The sequence below is a fragment of the Bradyrhizobium sp. WBAH42 genome, from assembly GCF_024585265.1.
GTDB lineage: Bacteria > Pseudomonadota > Alphaproteobacteria > Rhizobiales > Xanthobacteraceae > Bradyrhizobium.
Genome location: NZ_CP036533.1, coordinates 7,083,969 through 7,102,956, shown reverse-complemented (window position 1 = coordinate 7,102,956; position 18,988 = coordinate 7,083,969). Strand labels below are relative to the sequence as shown.

General features: G+C 64.2%; 14 protein-coding genes and 1 tRNA gene. 10 read left to right on the top strand and 5 right to left on the bottom strand.

All coding sequences use genetic code 11. The features are described from left to right. Positions 1 to 16 precede the first annotated feature (16 nt). From DCG74_RS33490 to DCG74_RS33470, 5 genes are all read left to right on the top strand, one after another. Entirely contained in the window at positions 17 to 1,117 is a 1,101-nt protein-coding gene (locus DCG74_RS33490; RefSeq protein WP_172787391.1) for an LLM class flavin-dependent oxidoreductase, read from the top strand. After that, positions 1,114 to 2,052 carry an ABC transporter substrate-binding protein gene (locus DCG74_RS33485; RefSeq protein ID WP_172787390.1) on the top strand — a complete coding sequence of 313 codons (939 nt, stop codon included), beginning with the start codon at positions 1,114 to 1,116 and terminating at the stop codon, positions 2,050 to 2,052. Before DCG74_RS33490 ends, DCG74_RS33485 begins: the two co-directional genes overlap by 4 nt. A gap of 374 nt (positions 2,053 to 2,426) precedes the next feature. Beyond that, entirely contained in the window at positions 2,427 to 3,272 is an 846-nt protein-coding gene (locus tag DCG74_RS33480) for a CmcJ/NvfI family oxidoreductase (RefSeq protein ID WP_172787389.1), read from the top strand. A gap of 101 nt (positions 3,273 to 3,373) precedes the next feature. Continuing rightward, positions 3,374 to 3,688, top strand: a complete 315-nt coding sequence (locus DCG74_RS33475) for a septal ring lytic transglycosylase RlpA family protein (protein WP_172787388.1) — start codon at positions 3,374 to 3,376, stop codon at positions 3,686 to 3,688. Positions 3,689 to 3,732: 44 nt separating this feature from the next. Then, positions 3,733 to 4,902, top strand: coding sequence for a Gfo/Idh/MocA family protein (locus DCG74_RS33470; protein WP_172787387.1), 1,170 nt, complete (start codon positions 3,733 to 3,735; stop codon positions 4,900 to 4,902). A 193-nt stretch (positions 4,903 to 5,095) separates the two neighbouring features. Here the strand turns inward: DCG74_RS33470 and DCG74_RS33465 are convergent, their stop codons facing one another. The 4 genes from DCG74_RS33465 to DCG74_RS33450 form a co-directional block, all read right to left on the bottom strand. Beyond that, positions 5,096 to 6,406, bottom strand: coding sequence for an ABC transporter substrate-binding protein (locus DCG74_RS33465; protein WP_172787386.1), 1,311 nt, complete (start codon positions 6,404 to 6,406; stop codon positions 5,096 to 5,098). A gap of 165 nt (positions 6,407 to 6,571) precedes the next feature. After that, the gene (uvrA, locus tag DCG74_RS33460; RefSeq protein ID WP_172787385.1) at positions 6,572 to 9,082 is read right to left on the bottom strand and encodes an excinuclease ABC subunit UvrA; all 2,511 of its coding nucleotides are present in this window, start codon (positions 9,080 to 9,082) and stop codon (positions 6,572 to 6,574) included. A 147-nt stretch (positions 9,083 to 9,229) separates the two neighbouring features. Continuing rightward, positions 9,230 to 10,414 carry a hypothetical protein gene (locus DCG74_RS33455; RefSeq protein ID WP_246708903.1) on the bottom strand — a complete coding sequence of 395 codons (1,185 nt, stop codon included), beginning with the start codon at positions 10,412 to 10,414 and terminating at the stop codon, positions 9,230 to 9,232. Positions 10,415 to 10,633: 219 nt separating this feature from the next. Next, the gene (locus DCG74_RS33450; protein WP_172787384.1) at positions 10,634 to 11,866 is read right to left on the bottom strand and encodes an SMP-30/gluconolactonase/LRE family protein; all 1,233 of its coding nucleotides are present in this window, start codon (positions 11,864 to 11,866) and stop codon (positions 10,634 to 10,636) included. Positions 11,867 to 12,046: 180 nt separating this feature from the next. On the opposite strand from DCG74_RS33450, the gene DCG74_RS33445 reads away from it, so the two are divergent. The 5 genes from DCG74_RS33445 (at position 12,047) to DCG74_RS33425 (ending at position 16,607) form a co-directional block, all read left to right on the top strand. Next, entirely contained in the window at positions 12,047 to 12,316 is a 270-nt protein-coding gene (locus DCG74_RS33445; protein ID WP_172787527.1) for a hypothetical protein, read from the top strand. Positions 12,317 to 12,797: 481 nt separating this feature from the next. Next, positions 12,798 to 14,360 carry a 2-isopropylmalate synthase gene (locus DCG74_RS33440; protein WP_172787383.1) on the top strand — a complete coding sequence of 521 codons (1,563 nt, stop codon included), beginning with the start codon at positions 12,798 to 12,800 and terminating at the stop codon, positions 14,358 to 14,360. Positions 14,361 to 14,556: 196 nt separating this feature from the next. After that, the gene (locus DCG74_RS33435) at positions 14,557 to 15,561 is read left to right on the top strand and encodes a TRAP transporter substrate-binding protein (protein WP_172787382.1); all 1,005 of its coding nucleotides are present in this window, start codon (positions 14,557 to 14,559) and stop codon (positions 15,559 to 15,561) included. A gap of 195 nt (positions 15,562 to 15,756) precedes the next feature. Beyond that, complete coding sequence (locus DCG74_RS33430) at positions 15,757 to 16,365, top strand: Spy/CpxP family protein refolding chaperone (RefSeq protein WP_172787526.1); 609 nt, start codon at positions 15,757 to 15,759, stop codon at positions 16,363 to 16,365. 166 nt (positions 16,366 to 16,531) lie between these two features. Next, a tRNA-Lys gene (locus tag DCG74_RS33425) sits at positions 16,532 to 16,607 on the top strand. A 311-nt stretch (positions 16,608 to 16,918) separates the two neighbouring features. Here the strand turns inward: DCG74_RS33425 and DCG74_RS33420 are convergent. Next, positions 16,919 to 18,445, bottom strand: coding sequence for a hypothetical protein (locus tag DCG74_RS33420; RefSeq protein WP_172787381.1), 1,527 nt, complete (start codon positions 18,443 to 18,445; stop codon positions 16,919 to 16,921). Positions 18,446 to 18,988 lie beyond the last annotated feature (543 nt).

Sequence of the window (18,988 nt, the reverse complement as noted above, 5' to 3'; positions counted from 1 at the left end):
CAACAGGGAGACGATCATGTCGATCGAGTTCATCGGCTTCATCAGCAACAACAATTCGTCGGAAACCGTCGTTCGCGAAGGGCCGGTCCTCAATCCCACCCACATCGAGACGGTGGCGAAGGCGCATGAGAATGCCGGCTTCGATCGGGCGCTGCTGGCATTCCATTCGACCTCGCCCGACGCGCTCCAGGTGGCGCAGCACGTCCTGAACACGACGTCCCGGCTCAACGTGCTGATCGCGCAGCGGCCCGGCTTCACCGCGCCAACATTGCTGGCGCGGCAGTTCGCGGTGCTCGATCAGTTTTCCCGCGGCCGTGTTGCCCTCCACGTCATCACTGGCGGCAACGCGACCGAGCTGCGGCAGGACGGCAACACGCTCGACGACAAGGACGAGCGCTATGCCCGCACCTCCGAATTCCTCGACGTGCTCAAGCTGGAATGGACCAGCGACAAGCCGTTCACCTACAGGGGCAAATATTACCAGGTCGAGAACGCGTTCTCGCAGGTGAAGCCCTATCGTCCCGAAGGCATCCGCGTCTATTTCGGCGGCGCCTCGGATGCGGCGATCGACGTCGCCGGCAAGCACGCCGATACCTTTGCGCTGTGGGGCGAATCCTACGCGCAGGTGCGCGACGTGACCTCGCGCGTCCATAACGCGGCGGTGCGGCAGGGGCGGCCGACGCCGCGCTTCAGCCTGTCGGTGCGGCCGATCATTGCGCCGACCGAGAAGCAGGCCTGGGAGAAAGCCGAGGAGATTCTGGCGCGGGCCACTGCGCTGCAGGACAAGACCGGCTATCGCAAGCCCGCCGACGGCCATGCCACGGCCGGCGCCCGGCGACTGCTCGCGCTCGCCGACCAGGGCAGCCGGATCGACAAGCGGCTCTGGACCGAGATCGCAAAGCTCACCGGCGCCAACAGCAACACCACGGCGCTGGTCGGCACCCCCCAGCAGGTGGCGGAGATCTTCGGTGATTATTATGATCTCGGCATCAGCCATTTCCTGATCCGCGGCTTCGATCCGCTGATCGATGCCATCGACTACGGCCGCGAGCTGATCCCGCTGACGCGCGAGCTGGTTGCCAAGCGCCAGGCGGTCCGCGGCGAGGCCGCAGAATGATCCGCCTCATGCTGGCCGGCGCGCTGCTGTTCGGTTCATTCGAGCTGGCGGCGGCGCAAACCACTCTGCGCGTCGGGGACCAGAAGGGCAATGCGCAGGCCGTGATGGAAGCGGCCGGCGTGCTCAAGGACGTCCCATACAAGATCGAGTGGAAAGAGTTTCCCGCGGCCGCGCCGCTTCTGGAAGCGCTCAGCGCCGGCGCGATCGAGACCGGCCTCGTTGGCGATGCGCCCTTCACCTTTGCCGCCGCTTCCGGCGCGCCGGTGAAGGCGATCGCGGCCATCCGGCAGACGCGCGAGGGGCTCGCCATCCTCGTGCCCGAGAACTCGCCGATCAAGAGCTTTGCCGATCTCCGGGCTAAGAAGATCGCGACCGGCCGCGGCTCGATCGGCCATCAGCTGATCCTCGCGGCGCTGGAGAAGAACGGCTGGAGCGCGAGTGACGTGCAGATCGCGTTCCTGGCGCCGTCCGACGCCAAGATCGCCTACACGCAAGGCTCGGTCGATGCGTGGTCGACCTGGGAGCCTTATGTGAGCCAGGAGGAGGTGCTGTTCAGGTCGCGCCGCATCATCACGTCGGAAGGGCTTACGCCAGGGCTGAGCTTCCAGGTGGCGCGGCCCGAGGCCATCCGCGACAAGCGCGCGGAGCTGACCGACTTCATCCGCCGCCTCACCGCGGCGCGGGCGTGGTCGCTGAACAACATCGACAGCTACGCCGCGACCTGGGGCAGGCTGATGAACATCCCGACCGCCGTGCCGCAGAACTGGCTGTCGCGCGCAAAGATCCGCATCGCGCCGATCGACGACGGCGTGATCGCGGACGAGCAGGCGACGATCGACCTCTATTTCCGCTGGGGACTGATCAAGCAGAAGCTCGATGCCGCGGAGATCGTCGATCGCTCGTTCACGGACGCGATTGCGAAGGCGGGGTTGTAGCCCTTTTTCTCGGTGGCAACGCCGCTTCTTCCCCTCTCCCCTTGTGGGAGAGGGTGGCTCGCCGCGTAGCGGCGAGACGGGTGAGGGGTCTCCCTCCGCGTGCTCACCTCTCACAGTCGAGTTCACGGGTAGATACCCCTCATCCGGCGCTTCGCGCCACCTTCTCCCACAAGGGGAGAAGGAGAAACGCTCTCACGAGCACCTCAAGGACTCGTGAGGAGAGGCGATGGTTTCCAGCGCAATCGCCTTCTTCGAAATATTCCTTCTGCATTCTCTCCGCCCGACAACACTCTCATTGCTATTTGCACCGCACCTCTTGCGGCACGGTGCGCTCCCGCAAAAATCAATCCGACGACCACATCGGGAGACCGGCCATGGGCCTGCAAGAAACAAAAATCGAATCGCTTCCCTTCGTCACTGCCGAACTCAACTATCTCGCGCCAATCGACGGCAAGCCGCGCACTTACGCGTTCGATCCGCCGCCGGGTGAGCCGAAAAGCACCTCGCTGCCGGAGCCGCACCAGGTCCCGATCTTCGATGCGCGGCTGATCGCACAGAATTTCTCGCTGGACCGCGAGGGCTTTGCGCTGGTGCGTCACCCGACGCAGGTGAAGGATTTTTACAACGACGAGGACATCCGCAGCGTTTACTATCCAGCGGTCGAAGCGTTCCTGCGCGCGACGCTGAAGGCCGACCGCGTCTTCATCTTCGACCACACCGTGCGCAAGCGGGTCGAAGGCGCGCCTGATATCCGTGACGGCGGGCCGCGCCAGCCGGCCACGCGCGTCCATGTCGACCAGACCGCAATCTCCGGTGCCAACCGCGTGCGCGAGCATCTGCCCGACGAGGCCGAGGAGCTGCTGAAAGGCCGCGTGCAGGTGATCAATCTGTGGCGGCCGATCCGCGGCCCCTTGCGCGATTCACCGCTCGCCATGGCCGACGGCACGACGGTGGCGCCGGAAGACCTCGTCGCTTCCGACCTGATCTATCCCAACCGCCGCGGCGAGACCTATTCGGTGAAATACAATCCGAACCACCGCTGGTTCTATTTCCCTGAGATGACGCCGGACGAGGCGCTGCTGCTGAAGTGCTACGATTCCGCAACCGACGGCCGCACCCGCTTCGGGCCGCACACCGCGTTCCTCGATCCGACCACGCCGGCCGATGCGGCGCCCCGCGAAAGCATCGAGGTCCGCACGCTGGTGTTCCACCGGCAGTAACAAAGTGTGATGGCATTGCCGGGCATCGCCCGGCAATGCTCCCGGAACTTTGAGGAACAAAGCGACGTTTGCAGGGCCGGGCAGGGAACCGGGAGGGTGCCGTGCAAGCGCAGACGACGCTATTGGTAGCTCTGGCCAGCTTTTTGCTTTTTGCCTTTTCTGTTGCCCACGCTGAAAGCGGGCTTGCTTCTTACTACGGATACGCAAAAGCCGGCAAAGGCGGCGAGCTGACCTGCGCCCACCGCACGCGCCCGTTCGGCACCGTGCTCAGGGTGTCCTACAGCGGACGCACGATCCAGTGCCGCGTCAATGATCGTGGCCCGTTCATCCGCGGCCGCATCGTCGATCTCTCGGTGCCCGCCGCCCGCGCGCTCGGCATGATGAGCGCCGGCGTGGTGCGCGTCTCGGTGGATTAGGCCTCCAGGCGCGCTATAGTGCCGCCCATTGCAAAGGGGGCGCTATGGCCAGGATCAGGGTGGGACTCGTCGGCTGCGGCTTCGTGTCGGAGCTGCACATGTATGCGTTCCGGCGCGTCTATGGCGTTGACGTCGAGGTCGCGGCGGTCGCTGCCCGCGGCGACAAGGTTGTCGCGTTCGCCCGCCATCACAATATCCCGCGTGTTTACCGCAGCTTCGCCGAGCTGATCGCAGACCGCGATCTCGATGTCGTCGACATCTGCACCCCGCCCAATCTTCATGCCGAGATGATCGTCGCCGCCATGCAGGCCGGCAAGCATGTCATCTGCGAAAAGCCGTTCGCCGGCTATTTCGGCCGCGAAGGCGATCAGCAGCCGATCGGCAAGCACGTGCCGAAGGCGCTGATGTATGAGCGCGTGATCGAGGAGATGGACAGGACGCGCGCCGCAATCGAGCGCACGGATAAGCTCTTCATGTATGCCGAGGACTGGATCTATGCGCCGGCCGTGACCAAGACCGCCGAGATCATCAAGGCGACCAAGGACAAGATCCTGTTCATGAAGGGCGAGGAGAGCCATTCCGGCTCGCACGCCGCGCATGCTGCGCAATGGGCGATGACGGGCGGCGGCTCGCTGATCCGCATGGGCTGCCATCCGCTCTCGGCCGTGCTGTATCTGAAGCAGGTCGAAGCCAAGGCGCGCGGCGAGCGCATCCGTGTCGCCAGCGTCACCGGCGATGTCGGCAACGTCACCGCCGGCTTGAAGCCGGAGGAACGCAGCTACATCAAGGCCAATCCCGTCGACGTCGAGGATTGGGGTACGCTCACCGCAACCTTCTCCGACGGCACCAAGGCCACCGTGTTCTCCGGCGACATGATCATGGGCGGCGTGCGCAATCTGATCGAGACCTATACGAGCGGCGGCTCCCTGTTCGCCAACATCACGCCGAACAATCATCTGATGAGCTACCAGACCAGCGAGGAGAAGCTCGCGAGCGTCTACATCACCGAGAAGGTCGACCGCAAAACCGGCTGGCAATATGTCTGCCTCGAGGAGGAATGGACGCGCGGCTATTTGCAGGAGATCCAGGACTTCATGGAGTGCGCCACGACCGGACGCCAGCCGCTGTCGGATCTCGCGCTAGCCTATGAGGCGATCAAGGTGAACTACGCCGGGTATTGGGCGGCGGAGGAGGGGAGACGGGTGGTGTTGTAAATCACCACGCACGCCGCGAACCCTTCTCCCCTTGTGGGAGAAGGTGGCGCGAAGCGCCGGATGAGGGGTTGCTTCAGCGAATGCGAAAGCGAGAGGGTTCACGCGCGGAGACAACCCCTCACCCGTCTCGCCGCTACGCGGCGAGCCACCCTCTCCCGCAAGGGGAGAGGGTGTACCCCGCCCGTGCCCCCCCTCACGCCCCGTAGGTCGAGCCCTTCGGCAGCGGGAAGACCGGGTCCTGCGTACGAATGTTCGTCGGCCACACCACGGAGATGTGCTCGCCGGCGTTCTGCATCACGACCGGCGTCGAGCGTTCGTTCTGGCCGGAGAGCGGCGTGCCCGGTGGGAAGAATTTCACGCCATAGCCCTGGATCGTGCCGCCGGCGGGGATGTCGACGTCGAGCGCCGCTTTCCGGATCGCCTCGGGCTCGAAGCTGCCGTACTTCTCCTTGGCGACCGGCAGCACGTGGTTGAGCAGCACCCAGGTCTGGTTGAAGCCCATCGAGCAGTGTGGCGGCACGTCGGTGGCGCCGGTCTTGGCCTGGTAGCGACTGACCATGGTCTTGATCAGATCGCCCATTCCGGGCGCGAGCTTGGCGGGATCGAGCAGCTGCGCCGGCACCGGGTCGATGTTGCAGAAATTGTCGATGTCGGCGCCGAAAGTGGCGCGCAGCTTGTCGAGCTGGCTGTAGCCGGCGCCGGCTCCGAACAGCATCTTGAAGCGCAATCCGCTCTCGCGCGCCTGGCGCAGGAACAGGGTGATGTCGGGGTTGTAGCCCGCATGCGAGATCACGTCGGCCTTGGCGCGCTTGATCTTGGTGACGAGCACCGACAGGTCGGGCGCAGAGGCCGAATAGCCCTCGCGCAGCACGACCTGGATGCCAGCCTCCTTGGCGTAAGTCTCGTCGGCAGAAGCAACGCCGACGCCATAGGGGCCGTCCTCGTGGATCAACGCGACCTTGACCTCCTTCGGGTCCATGCCGAGCTTGGCTTTGGCATGCTCGGTGAGGAAGCTTGCAAAGGCTTGGCCGTATTGATCCGAATGGATCTGCGCGCGAAACACGTATTGCAGGTTCTTGTCCTTGAACACGGCGGTCGAGACCGCGGTCGTGATCCAGAGGATCTTCTTCTGCTGCTCGACCTTGGCCGCGAGCGGCACCGCATGCGAGCTCGCATAGACGCCGTTGAGGATGTCGATCTTCTCCTGGCTGATCAGGCGTTCGGCCTCGTTGATCGCAACGTCGGGCTTGCTCTGCGAATCCGCGGCGACCGGAGCAACCTTGTATTTGCCGCCGACACCGCCCTTCTCGTTGACGAGATCGATGGCGATCTGCGCCCCGATCGACGAGGCGACCGAGCCGCCGGCGGCGAAGGGGCCGGTGAGGTCGTAGATCAGGCCGATGCGTAAATTCTCGGCTTGTGCCTGGGCGCGTGTCCAATCGAGGCTGAGTGCGGCGGCGGCAGCCGCCGAGGTCTTCAGCAGCTGCCTGCGTGAAGTCGGCATCCTATCCTCCCTCAAAACCGTCGTTCGATCTTGTTGTTGTTCGCGAAGTATGGGGAGCGGGACGGTGGAAAGTCAACATCGCGAAAGTCGGGGTCCGTCTTCGACGGCGTGGAACGCAATTGCGAAATGACCGCGAGGGGACCATGCCGACGATCGCTGCGCGCGCTATTGCGCCAGGCGCCGCGCCAGATAAGGCGCGGTCTTCCCGCCGGCCTTGGCGACCTGCTCGGGCGTCCCCGATGCGACGACACGGCCGCCTTCGTCACCGGCGCCAGGTCCGAGATCGATGATCCAGTCGCTGTGCGCCACGACGTCCATGTCATGCTCGACCACGATCACGCTGTTGCCGCCGTCCACGATGCGTTCGAGCTGTGCGATCAGGCGCTCGACGTCGCGCGGGTGAAGGCCGGTGGTCGGCTCGTCCAGGACATAGAGCGTGTGGCCGCGTTGCGGACGCATCAGCTCGGTCGCGAGCTTGATGCGTTGGGCTTCGCCGCCCGACAGCTCGGTCGCGGACTGGCCGAGGCGGATATAGCCGAGCCCGACCTCGCGCACGACCGACAGCGACCGGTTCAGCGCGGAATCGCCCTCGAAGAACTCGAAGGCCTCGTCGACGCGCATCGCCAGCACGTCCGCGATGGATTTGCCGTTGATCTTCACCTCCAGCGTCTTGTCGTTGTAGCGCGCACCCTTGCAGGTCGGGCAGGGCGCGTAGACGCTGGGCAGGAACAACAACTCGACGCAGACGAAGCCCTCGCCCTCGCAGGTCGCACAGCGGCCCTTGGCGACGTTGAAGGAGAAGCGGCCGGCGTCGTAGCGGCGCGACTTTGCCTGCGGCGTCGCCGCAAACAGTTTTCGCACGTGATCGAACAGGCCGGTATAGGTCGCAAGGTTGGAGCGCGGCGTGCGGCCGATCGGCTTCTGGTCGACGACGACGAGGCGGTTGACGTGGTCGAGGCCGGCTACGATCTTGCCGCCCAGCGTCTCGACGGTCGGCGCCAGGCTGTCGTCGTCGCCGTCGGTGGCAAGCGAATGGCCGAGATGCGCGGCCACGGTCTCGACGAGGAATTGGCTGATCAGGCTGGATTTGCCGGAGCCCGATACGCCGGTGATGCTGGCGATGATTCCGAGCGGAATGTCGACGTCGAGGCCGCGCAGATTGTTGCGGGTCACGCCCCTGAGCTTCAGATGTCCTTCCGGCTCGCGGCGGACCGTCGGCAGCTTCTTGCGGGGATGCGCGAGATAATGCGCGGTCCGCGATTGCGCGATCGCGCCGAGCCCCGCCGGGGGCCCGCTATAGAGAATGAGCCCGCCGCCGTCGCCGGCGTCCGGGCCGACATCCACGAGCCAGTCCGCGTGCCTGATCACTTCTATCTCATGCTCGACCACGAAGATGGAGTTGCCGACACCTTTCAGCCTGTCCAGTGCGCGCCGCAGCGCCTCAGTGTCGGCGGGATGCAGGCCGGCCGACGGCTCGTCGAGCACATAGACGACGCCGAACAGGTTGGAGCGGACTTGCGTCGCCAGACGCAGCCGCTGCAATTCGCCCGGTGACAGCGTCGGCGTGCTGCGTTCGCAGGCGAGATAGCCGAGGCCGAGATCGAGCAGGACGGCGAGGCGCGCCGACAGATCCTCGCAGATGCGCCTGGCAACAACGGTCTTCTCCGATTTGTCCGACGAAGCTCTCGCAAATGGCTTGATCACCTCGTGCAACTGCTTGAGCGGCAGGTGCGACATCTCGGCGATGTTGAATCCTGCGAACCTCACCTTGAGCGCCTCGGGCTTCAGCCTTGTGCCGTGGCAGGTCGGGCAGTCCCGCGTGATCATGAATTGCGCGACGCGGCGCTTCATCATCGCGCTCTCGGACTTGGCGTAGGTCTGCATCACGTAGCGCTTGGCGCCGGTGAAGGTGCCCTGATAGCTCGGTTCCTCCTTGCGGCGTAGCGCCCGTTTGACCTCGGCGGCATCGTAGCCGGCATAGACAGGAACGGTCGGCTGCTCCTCGGTGAACAGGATCCAGTCGCGGTCCTTCTTGGGCAATTCGCGCCAGGGCTTGTCGACGTCGTAGCCCAGCGTCGTCAGGATGTCCCGGAGGTTCTGGCCCTGCCAGGCACTCGGCCAGGCCGCGACAGCGCGCTCGCGGATCGTCTTGCTGTCGTCGGGCACCATCGATTTCTCGGTGACGTCGAGCATCCGGCCGATGCCGTGGCAGGTCGGGCAGGCGCCCTCCGGCGTGTTGGGCGAGAACGCCTCCGCATAGAGCATCGCTTGGCCGCGCGGGTAATCGCCGGCGCGGGAATAGAGCATCCGGAGCAGGTTCGAGATGGTGCTGACGCTGCCGACCGAGGACCGCGTCGTCGGCGCCCCGCGCTGCTGCTGCAGCGCCACCGCCGGCGGCAGGCCTTCGATGTCGTCGACCTCGGGGATCTGCATCTGGTGGAACAGGCGCCGCGCATAGGGCGACACCGATTCCAGATAGCGCCGCTGCGCCTCGGCATAGATCGTGCCGAAGGCGAGCGAGGATTTCCCGGAGCCCGACACGCCCGTGAACACGACGAGGACGTTGCGCGGAATGCGGACGTCGACATTCCTGAGGTTGTGCTCGCGCGCCCCCCGGACCCGGACGAACCCGTCATCCTGCGTCAGGCTTTCGGTCTGCTTTGGTCGATCGTCCATCTCGCGCCTCTCATCCAAACAGGGGTAACGGCAAGATCGCAGGATAGGTCCTCCCATGCCAGCGTGGCGCCTGCGGTCTGCACGAAGCGAAGGCCCGCCGCGGTGATCGCGGCGGGAGCGATGCGAGGCCGGCGGTCTCACCGCGCGTCAGATGATGAAATCCGTGGCCTTGAGATCGGCGGCGTGGATTCCGGTCAGCGTGATCGTGTCATCGCTCGTCAGGTGGATCACGGCGTTGCCGGAGCCGTCGTTGCCGATCAGGCTCCTCAACGCGCTCCATCCCGCAAGGCCGTAATCTTGCAGGTCGATGACGTCGTGCTCCGCTGCAGTGCTGCCCGCAGCCGCGTTGCCCTGATCGAAATCGTGGATCACGTCCTCGCCCGAAGCCGTGTTGAAGACGAACAGGTCGTTGTTCGGTCCGCCCCAGATCTGATCGTTGCCGCCGCCGCCGTTGAGGACGTCCCGGCCGCCTGCGATCGAGCCGCCCACGGCGGGGGCGTAGGTGCGCGCATCGCCATAGAGCCAATCGCCGCGATTGCTCCCGTAGAGGATGTCGTTGCCACCTTGTGCGTTGCCGGACATCTGCGAGGCATCGCCGACCAGCGCGATGGAGATCGAATCGGGATTGCCGTCGACGGTTGCGATCGGGACGTCGTCTCCGCCACGTGTATTGTCGCTCATGTAACCGCCATCGCCGAGAAGCGATGCGCCGCCGGACCGCGTGTCGACAGCGGCCGTATAGATCAGCATGTCATTGCCGCCGCGCGCATTGCCGATCATGGATATCAGGGCATCACCGGACATCGAAACGTTTCCAGAGAGGCCGGCCTGGACCACGCTGATGACGTCGTTGCCGCCTTGGGCGTTGTCGCTCATGAGCGATCCGGAATCGCCGCTGAACGCACCATACGATCGGTCGCCCATCTCTGCCGTGATGAGGTCATTGCCGCCCTTGGCTTCACCGGTCATGGCGATTTCGGCGTCCCCCGAGAGGTAGACGTTCGCAAAGGTCGCGCGCGTGGCCTCGACATGCAGCACGTCGTTGCCGCCGTGGGCCTGGCCGGACATGATCTGCGCGTCCCCGTCAAGGTATGTATAGGTCAGGCGACCCTGGACGGTCGCGACGAGAAGGTCGTTACCGCCATGCGATCGGCCTTCCAGGATCGTCTCGTCACCGACGAACAGCAGGCTGCTGGGCCCGTCATCGACCGTTGCGATCATGATGTCGTTGCCGCCGTGGCCGTCGATTTGAAGTCCGGGGTCTCCGAACTCGATCACGAGTTCCTGGCTTCCAACGCTGACGATGATCGTGTCGTTTGGCATGCGGCGCATTGCGCAACTCCCACTTCATGCCCGAGGCCGGCTGGAGATAGCGTCATGCTTTCACGCCGCGCCACGGTTCTGCTGCGCGACCTATCTTCGTTGCTATGATGGCGGAGATTTGCTCGACGGTCGGGAAGCGACGGTCGGCGTGTCGCGGTATCGTCACAAAACGCAAAGACTCCGCGCCGGCGCTTCACGCCGGCGCGCTCGCTCGTGGAGGGGTGCCGCTCAGCCCGGCCCGGCGCCTTGCGTCGCCGTGTACACGGCGTAGAGCGATTGGCTCGCGGCCATGAACAGGCGGTTGCGCTTGGGGCCACCGAAGCAGACGTTACCGCACACTTCCGGCAGGCGGATGCGGCCAAGCAGCTTGCCCTCCGGCGACCACACCGTGACGCCGCTGTAGCCGACCGCGCGGCCGGCATTGCTGGAGGCCCAGAGATTGCCGTTGACGTCGCAGCGCAGGCCGTCCGGTCCGCATTTCACGCCGTCGATCACGCAATCGCTGAACCTCTTCAGGTTCGACAGCTTGTTGTCCGTGCCGACGTCGAACACGAAGATCTCGCCCTTGCCGCCAGCGCCGGTGTCGCCCGGCCCTTTGCCGGTCGAGGCGATGTAGAGCTTCTTGTAGTCGGGCGAGAAGCAGAGCCCGTTCGGGTCGGGCACCTGGTCCTCGGTGACGACGAGGTCGATGCGGCCGGAGGGATCGATGCGGTAGCAATTGGTCGGCAGCTCGCGCTTGCCCGGCACGAAGCCGGCCGGCTGGCCGATCCGCGGATTGAGCTTGCCGCCCGCATTGCTCGGGCCGCCCGCGACGTCGGGCTCGCCTTCGTAGAGCTGGCCGCCATAGGGCGGATCGGTGAACCAATAGCTGCCGTCGGGATGCGCGGCGATGTCGTTCGGCGAGTTCAGCTTCTTGCCCTGATAGGACTCGGCGAGCACCGTGGCGGTACCGTCATGCTCGTAGCGCGTCACCCGCCGCGTCAGGTGCTCGCAGGAGAGCTGGCGGCCCTGGAAGTCGAAGGAGTTGCCGTTGGAGTTGTTGGAGGGCGACCGGAAAACGCTGACGCGGCCGTCATCCTCGGTCCAGCGCATCTGCCGGTTGTTGGGAATGTCGCTCCATAGGAGATAGCGGCCCTGCGCGCTCCACGCCGGGCCTTCGGCCCAGAGCAGGCCCGTATAGAGACGCTTGATCGCGGTGTTGGGCTGGGCGAGGTCGTTGAAGGACGGATCGACCGCGATGATGTCGGGGTCCCAGAAATAGGTCGTCGGCGCGCCACCAGGGCCGAAATCGCGCGGCGGCGTCGTGATCGTCGTCGGCGGTGCGGCAGGCCCGGTCTGGGCCAGCGCGGGGCCCGCCAGCGTGGCCGCGGCGCCGAGCGCCAGTCCCCCGACAAGCGTTCGTCGTGAAAGCGCAGCATTCTGCGCACGCTGCTCCTGCTCAGGAGCCTCCTGGCGTGTCATCGTATCCTCCCGGTTATGTTCGGCCGGCCGGTTGATCCGGCCAAGCGAGGCGGAGGTTAGTCCGGTCCGCGTCCGGTTGCGAGGGGTTGACTTGAAACCGCTGAGTGATCGCAGGTCGCAATTTCGTCACCTTCGAGTGCGTTTGGAGTGCAGGGCGCTAGGGGGATAAAGCTGGAGCTCATTGTGCAAGCCGTCGTCCTGGTTGTCCTTGTCTCGTTCGCATTTGCGGCTGGCTATTTCACGCGGGACCACGTCTCGCGAAAAAGGCGGGCGGAGGCACGCCGCTGGCGCGAGTACACGGAGCCGGACTGGCTCGCAGCCCATGCGCCGGCCAACACCAACGAGATCGTGAAGGCCGGCACTGCTGCTCCCGTGGCGACCGGCGAGCTCGGCCAGATGCTGAACCGCTGGGAGAGTAGGGCGCGCGCCCGCCGCACTGGCACCGCGTAGGCGTCTCCCTCGCAAATCTTGCAGCCTGGATGGAGCGGAAGCGAAATCCAGGACCGTGTTCCCGCATTGCGCGTCGCTCCATGCGGGCTGCGCCCTCGTGCAGCGGCCGTCGAGCTATTAGGTCACGTATGTTGACCATCTTTTGGCGTTGCAGTTGCGGCCATTTCTCGTCTAGAAACGGGCGCATCGAGCCTCCCGGCAACCAACCGTCAACGGTTTTGACCGAGGATTTGAGGCTCAAACGGGTCCGGCAATGCTGATTCGCGGCCAAATCGAGGGGATTTCGGGGGAGGTGGCTCAGGCCGCCGCCACGATCCCGGCCGCGTCGCTGCCCACCCTCCTTATTGGCGGCCTTCTTCTTACTTGCCCCTGAGGGCCGGCTGGGCGCCATGCGCCTGGGCGCTCAGGGGTTGGTCGAGATCACCGGACACCTCAAGCGCCAAGGAATGAACGGCGCAAACGCTCAAAAGGAAATCTAGGAATGGCCACCGTGAACAAGTCCGAGAAGGACCGCGTCATCATTTTCGACACCACGCTGCGCGACGGCGAGCAGTGCCCCGGCGCCACCATGACCTTCGAGGAGAAGCTCGAGGTCGCCGAGCTTCTGGATGATATGGGCGTCGACGTCATCGAGGCCGGCTTCCCCATCACCTCGGAAGGCGACTTCCAGGCCGTCAGCGAGATCGCCCGCCGCTCCAAGAATTCGGTCATCGCCGGCCTGTCGCGCGCCCATCCCGCCGACATCGACCGCTGCGCCGAGGCGGTGAAATTTGCAAAACGCGGCCGCGTTCATACCGTGATCGCGACCTCACCGCTGCACATGCGGGTGAAGCTGAACAAGACTCCGGAGCAGGTGATCGAGACCTCGGTCGCCATGGTCGCGCGCGCCCGCAACCAGATCGACGACGTCGAATGGTCGGCCGAGGACGGCACCCGCAGCGAGATGGATTTTCTCTGCCGCATCGTCGAAGCCGTGATCAAGGCCGGCGCCACCACGGTGAACATCCCCGACACCGTCGGCTATACGGTGCCGGAGGAATACACCCACTTCATGAAGACGCTGATCGAGCGCGTGCCGAACTCGGACAAGGCGGTGTTCTCCGTGCACTGCCATAACGATCTCGGCATGGCGGTGGCCAATTCGCTGGCCGGCATCACCGGCGGCGCGCGCCAGGTCGAGTGCACCATCAACGGCATCGGCGAGCGCGCCGGCAACGCCGCGCTCGAAGAGATCGTGATGGCGATCAACGTGCGCAACGACAAATTCCCTTACTGGAACAAGATCGACACGACGCAGCTGACCCGCGCCTCGAAGCTGGTGTCGGCGGCGACCTCGTTTCCCGTCCAGTACAACAAGGCGATCGTCGGCCGGAACGCCTTCGCGCATGAGAGCGGCATTCACCAGGACGGCGTGCTGAAGGACGCTTCGACCTACGAGATCATGCGCCCCGAGATGGTCGGCCTGAAGCAGTCATCGCTGGTGCTCGGCAAGCATTCCGGCCGCCACGCCTTCGTGCACAAGCTGGAGGAGATGGGCTACAAGCTCGGTCCGAACCAGCTGGAGGATGCGTTCACGCGAATGAAGGCGCTCGCCGACCGCAAGAAGGACATCTACGACGAGGACATCGAGGCGCTGGTCGATGAGGAGATGGCGGCCTCGCACGACCGCATCAAGCTGACCTCGCTGACCGTGATCGCCGGCACCCATGGCCCGCAGCGCGCGACCATGAAGCTCGACGTCGACGGCCAGATCAAGATCGAGGAAGCCGAGGGCAACGGCCCGGTCGATGCCGTGTTCAACTGCATCAAGCGCCTGGTGCCGCACGAGGCCAAGCTCGAGCTGTACCAGGTCCACGCCGTCACCGAAGGCACCGACGCGCAGGCGGAAGTGTCGGTGCGGCTGGCGCAGGACGGCCGCTCGATGACGGCGCGCGCGGCGGATCCGGATACGCTGGTGGCTTCGGCCAAGGCCTATCTCGGCGCGCTCAACAAGATCGTCATGAAGCGCCAGCGCGACACGGTGACGACGGCCGCGGCGAGCTGACGAACGAAGCTGCGAGTTGTTGCACCTCTCCCGCAAGCGGGAGAGGGGGCGCAGAGGTGCTCGCGGCGTGCACCATGAATGGCTGCCCTGCTAAGGGCCAATAGCGAGCGTGCAGGCGAGCCGCTATTGATGCAGCCGGCATAAGATTGGCTACCCGGCACCGCCGGGCGGCCCAAACAAACAACAGGGAGAAACTATGCGCACCTTGGCGATCGCTGCGTCCATCGCGGCTCTGGCACTTGGCTTGAGCGGGCCGGCACTGGCCCAATCACCGATCATCATCAAATTCAGCCACGTCGTCGCCACCGACACGCCGAAGGGCAAGGGCGCGGAGAAGTTCAAGGAGCTCGCCGAGAAGTACACCGGCGGCAAGGTCAAGGTCGAGGTCTATCCGAACTCGACGCTCTACAAGGACAAGGAAGAGCTCGAGGCGCTGCAGCTCGGCAGCGTGCAGATGCTGGCGCCGTCCAACTCCAAGTTCGGGCCGCTCGGCATCCGCGAGTTCGAGGTGTTCGATCTGCCCTACATCCTTCCGGACCTGAAGACGCTGCGAAAGGTGACGGAAGGGCCGCTCGGCACCAAGCTGCTCAAGCTGCTGGATGCCAAGGGCATCACCGGCCTTGCCTATTGGGACAACGGCTTCAAGCAGATGAGCGCGAACAAGAAGCTGATCACGCCCGCGGACTACCAGGGCGTCAAATTCCGCATCCAATCCTCGCGCGTGATCCAGGCCCAGTTCAAGGCGCTCGGCTCGCTGCCGCAGGTGATGGCATTCTCGGAAGTGTACCAGGCGCTGCAGACCGGCGTGGTCGACGGCCAGGAGAACACCTGGTCGAACATCTATACCCAGAAGATGCACGAGGTGCAGAAATACATCACCGAGACCAATCACGGCTACATCGGCTACGTCGTGATCGTGAACAAGAAGTTCTGGGACGATCTCCCGGCCGACATCCGTGGCCAGCTGTCGAAGGCGATGAAGGAAGCGACCGATTTCAGCAACGCGCAGTCGCAGAAGGAGAACGACGACGCGCTGGCCGAGATCAAGAAGAGCGGCAAGAGCGAGATCATCAAGCTCACGGCCGAGCAGGACGAGGCGATGCGCAAGGCGATGGAGCCGGTCTACAAGGATGCCGCCGGCCGCGTCGGCCAGGCGCTGATCGACGAGTTCGTGAAGGAAGCCAAAAGCACGACGAACTGACCGCCACCGGCGGCCAGGGAGGGCTTCCGCGCACCGCACGGAAGCCCTTTTTTGTTGCAAATCGTTTCAGTTTGCATCTGAACGGGCATTCACGGCGGTACATTTCTACAAGAGCGCGCTTCCTGTCCAAGTTGTAAGTTGCGCGACAGCCTGCTCGCGCTCATCCTCGCGGGCATCCTTCCGGAGGAGGCCAAGATGAAGAAATTCACCATTGCCGCCATCGCCGTGCTCAGCATCGCCGGCTCGGGCGCGGTCTATGCCCAATTTCATCGCCCGTGGATGGAGCACGTCCGCCACATCCGCATGAACCCCGAGGACCGCGCCGCCTTCGTCGATGCGCGGATTGCCGCCGTCCATGCCGGCTTGAGGCTCAACCCCGAACAGGAGAAGCTGTGGCCGCCGGTCGAGGCGGCCGTGCGGGAGTTCGCCAAGCTGCGCATCGACCGTGCCAATGCGCGGATGAATGCCGCACCCGACGACGCGTCGAGGGATGCCGATAGACCAGAGGATCCGATCGCCCGCCTGCGCCAGCGCGCCGAGGACATGGGGGCCAGCTCCGCCGCCTTGAAGAAGATCGCCGATGCCGCCGATCCGCTCTACAAGACCCTCGACGAGGGCCAGAAACGGCGCCTCGCCGTGCTGACCCGGCACCGCGGCCCGTTCGGCGGCGGCGAGGACGGCCCGCGCCACCACCACTTCATGGACGGCATGGACCGCATGATGGAACGGGGCATGGACCACTTCCACCATGACCGCTTCGACCGTGACCGCGGTCCCGACCGGGACCGGGAGGGCCGGCTCTGAACGGACCGGCTCTCGCGCCGTGAACCCTGGCGAAGCCGCTGGAATCCAGCGGCTTTTCGCATTTCCGGTCCTCTGGACGAGACCTTGGAAAACTTGCGTCCGATCGCTTGCCAGACCCGGATCGCTTTGCTAAACGACCGGCCTCGCAAGGCATTGACCGCCTTTCGGGCGCATAGCTCAGTTGGTAGAGCAGCTGACTCTTAATCAGCGGGTCCCAGGTTCGAGCCCTGGTGCGCCCACCACTCTCAAGGCATTGGCCCGCAAGGGCTTTTTTAATTTGCGCGACGGAACAAACGGGCTCTCGTGCGACGCTTTTAGTGGTCGTACGTCGCACGCCGTGCGACGAGTCGGATAATTGGGAGCGTTCTTGCCGGGCGCGGGCGATGGTAGATGGCAAACCCCGCGCGTTTACAGACGACCCAGTGCCGAAGCGCTCGGCTCGTTGAAGGAATGAGTCGAAGCACAGAATGCGAGATTGGCCGCGCGCTGCGCGACCTTAGGCCGGAGCCCATGCTCCGCTGAAACACCAGCCATAAGGCCTACTGGTCTCTGTTCAGCCTTTCATGCCTTCCTTACGGACCTGCAATTCAAGTCTGTCGATGCCGGAATCGGCGCGAGCCGCATTCCGGGCGCGGTAGTGCTTCACGATGGTCTGCGCGCTTCGGTATGAATGCCCAGTGATGTCGCAAATCGTCAGCAAGTCGCAGCCAGCTCGATCGAGAAGCATGACGCAGGTATCGCGCAGATCCTGGTCGTGCTTTTGGTCGAGTTCGCCGGCGCCGTTTACAAACATCAGCGCAGGACAGGGCTTCAGGCGCCATGCCGTCTCATCGCTATTGCTGTCGCGTGCGGCCTGCGCACCCAGCCATTCCGCTAATGCGCTCTTGCGCTGGTCGACCGCTCGAGCGCGCTGCGCCTTATTCTCCTCGTCGAGAGGAAAAGGGGCGAACAGCCTATCGACATCTTTAATCAGTTCGGCGCTCAGTCGCTCTGCGCGTACAATTGCCTGGCGCGCGCTGTCGCGCGCGAGAAAGCCAAAGATCGCGACGGCCCGGGCGGTCGACACCCAACGGCGATAGGTGCTCTCGTCATAAGGCTCGCCATTGTCCTCATTGACCACGAGTTCAGGTGGCACCTTATCCAGTTGAAGCCGAAGCTTGAGCTCTTTTACGCGTGCACGCGAGGCATTCAGCCGTGCGCTGAGTTGTGGCGCCTCTTTGATGTCGACAAGTTCGCCAGTCTTGCTCTGCCGGAACGCGTGACGGCCCTCAACGTCGCTCTCATTGCGCATAATTAGACGGTCAGTCTGGCGCTGCCCGGTGAACAACGCCAGATGAAAGCTATCGCCGACCGAAGGCCGTTCGATCGCATCGGCTGCGGCGACCCATGCGGTGAATTCGGGCATCGTAACCTGGACGATGCGTCCCTCTGGATGATCGAACTCCATGCCTTCTCGCGGGTTGGGTCCGAGACGCCACAAGGTGCTTTCTTGCCCCCAAGTGAACGCCGCTGAGAGCGTCGCTATCATAGAGAGGGCCATATGATGGCCGCGAGCCGATTTCGCATAGTTATAGAAGGCGCGGAATTCCGGTTTGCCGATTGACGTCGGAGTGGCAGTCGCGATCGCCTCGAGTTCTCGTACGGGCTCGGCCAAGCCGAGCAGCCTGGCGGCACGGATTTCGGCGCGCATCTTCGCCGCGGATTCGCGTGATTGCGGTCGGTACAAGATAGCGGAGATACACTTGCGATAGGAAGATTGCGAGGCGGCCGACAACGATTTGAACTCAACCGACTTGCTCCAATCGTCCAGAAGATCTTCGATCGTAGAACGCTTCCGGATGGTAATTTTCTTCGGTAGCTTGCCGGCGCGGCGCGCCGCCTCGATCTCCGACTTTCGCTTGTCTGAAAAGTCTGAGGCTTCTTGGAGATTGAACCAAGCACCGACCGGACGGCCTTTTTCATCGTACGGCGGATGGCGCAAGTCGGCATCGACAAAGCCGAGAGCTCTGGCATAAGAGCCGTGCGACGAGCGAGGACGGCCATTACGCCACTTCACATGGGGAAATTTGGGATCGGCCATAAAAGCCTCAGTGCCAGTAAGAGATGGCACCCATTGGAATCTAGCGCGATCTAGTCTGTCAAGAGTCGTACTGGCGGTAAGCTCTCCGCAGCCGCTCGCGGTGATCCTCGTCGCTTGCTGCTGGCGGCGGCGCGAATGCGTCATTAGCAATTGTCTTTGGGCGCATAGGATGATGTCGCGTAAGCCAAGCATCGAAGCCGGTGCGTTCCCATTTCAGCGGTCCTCGCTCGCTGATCGGCGAAGGCAAGCCATCCCGCTCGTGCCTGAGGCGGCGCGTGCGATAGAATGTATCCAGAGAGACGCCAATCGCCGCTGCGACCTCGGTCGAAGAATAGGGTGGCTGCATGTTCTCGGGGCGCAAATGCATAATGCCTCACCGCTCTTGGCCTTTTGACCAGAGCCTTGGTGAAGCAAAATGAGCAGATAAGACTAGAACAGAAAAGCATTCCCCATCGCGCGGAGGGAATTCGGCTTCTTTGGAGTACGAATAGGATGCCCCGGTGCTAACATGTCCGACATTCGTCCGTCGCTTTCGCGGATTCT

Excerpts from the sequence above, each read along its gene's own strand:
- DCG74_RS33435 (WP_172787382.1), top strand. The coding sequence starts at position 14,557 with ATGCGCACCTTGGCGATCGCTGCGTCCATCGCGGCTCTGGCACTTGGC.
- DCG74_RS33465 (WP_172787386.1), bottom strand. The coding sequence starts at position 6,406 with ATGCCGACTTCACGCAGGCAGCTGCTGAAGACCTCGGCGGCTGCCGCC.
- DCG74_RS33440 (WP_172787383.1), top strand. The coding sequence starts at position 12,798 with ATGGCCACCGTGAACAAGTCCGAGAAGGACCGCGTCATCATTTTCGAC.
- DCG74_RS33480 (WP_172787389.1), top strand. The coding sequence starts at position 2,427 with ATGGGCCTGCAAGAAACAAAAATCGAATCGCTTCCCTTCGTCACTGCC.
- DCG74_RS33420 (WP_172787381.1), bottom strand. The coding sequence starts at position 18,445 with ATGGCCGATCCCAAATTTCCCCATGTGAAGTGGCGTAATGGCCGTCCT.
- DCG74_RS33450 (WP_172787384.1), bottom strand. The coding sequence starts at position 11,866 with ATGACACGCCAGGAGGCTCCTGAGCAGGAGCAGCGTGCGCAGAATGCT.
- DCG74_RS33485 (WP_172787390.1), top strand. The coding sequence starts at position 1,114 with ATGATCCGCCTCATGCTGGCCGGCGCGCTGCTGTTCGGTTCATTCGAG.
- DCG74_RS33490 (WP_172787391.1), top strand. The coding sequence starts at position 17 with ATGTCGATCGAGTTCATCGGCTTCATCAGCAACAACAATTCGTCGGAA.
- DCG74_RS33430 (WP_172787526.1), top strand. The coding sequence starts at position 15,757 with ATGAAGAAATTCACCATTGCCGCCATCGCCGTGCTCAGCATCGCCGGC.
- uvrA (WP_172787385.1), bottom strand. The coding sequence starts at position 9,082 with ATGGACGATCGACCAAAGCAGACCGAAAGCCTGACGCAGGATGACGGG.
- DCG74_RS33470 (WP_172787387.1), top strand. The coding sequence starts at position 3,733 with ATGGCCAGGATCAGGGTGGGACTCGTCGGCTGCGGCTTCGTGTCGGAG.
- DCG74_RS33455 (WP_246708903.1), bottom strand. The coding sequence starts at position 10,414 with ATGCGCCGCATGCCAAACGACACGATCATCGTCAGCGTTGGAAGCCAG.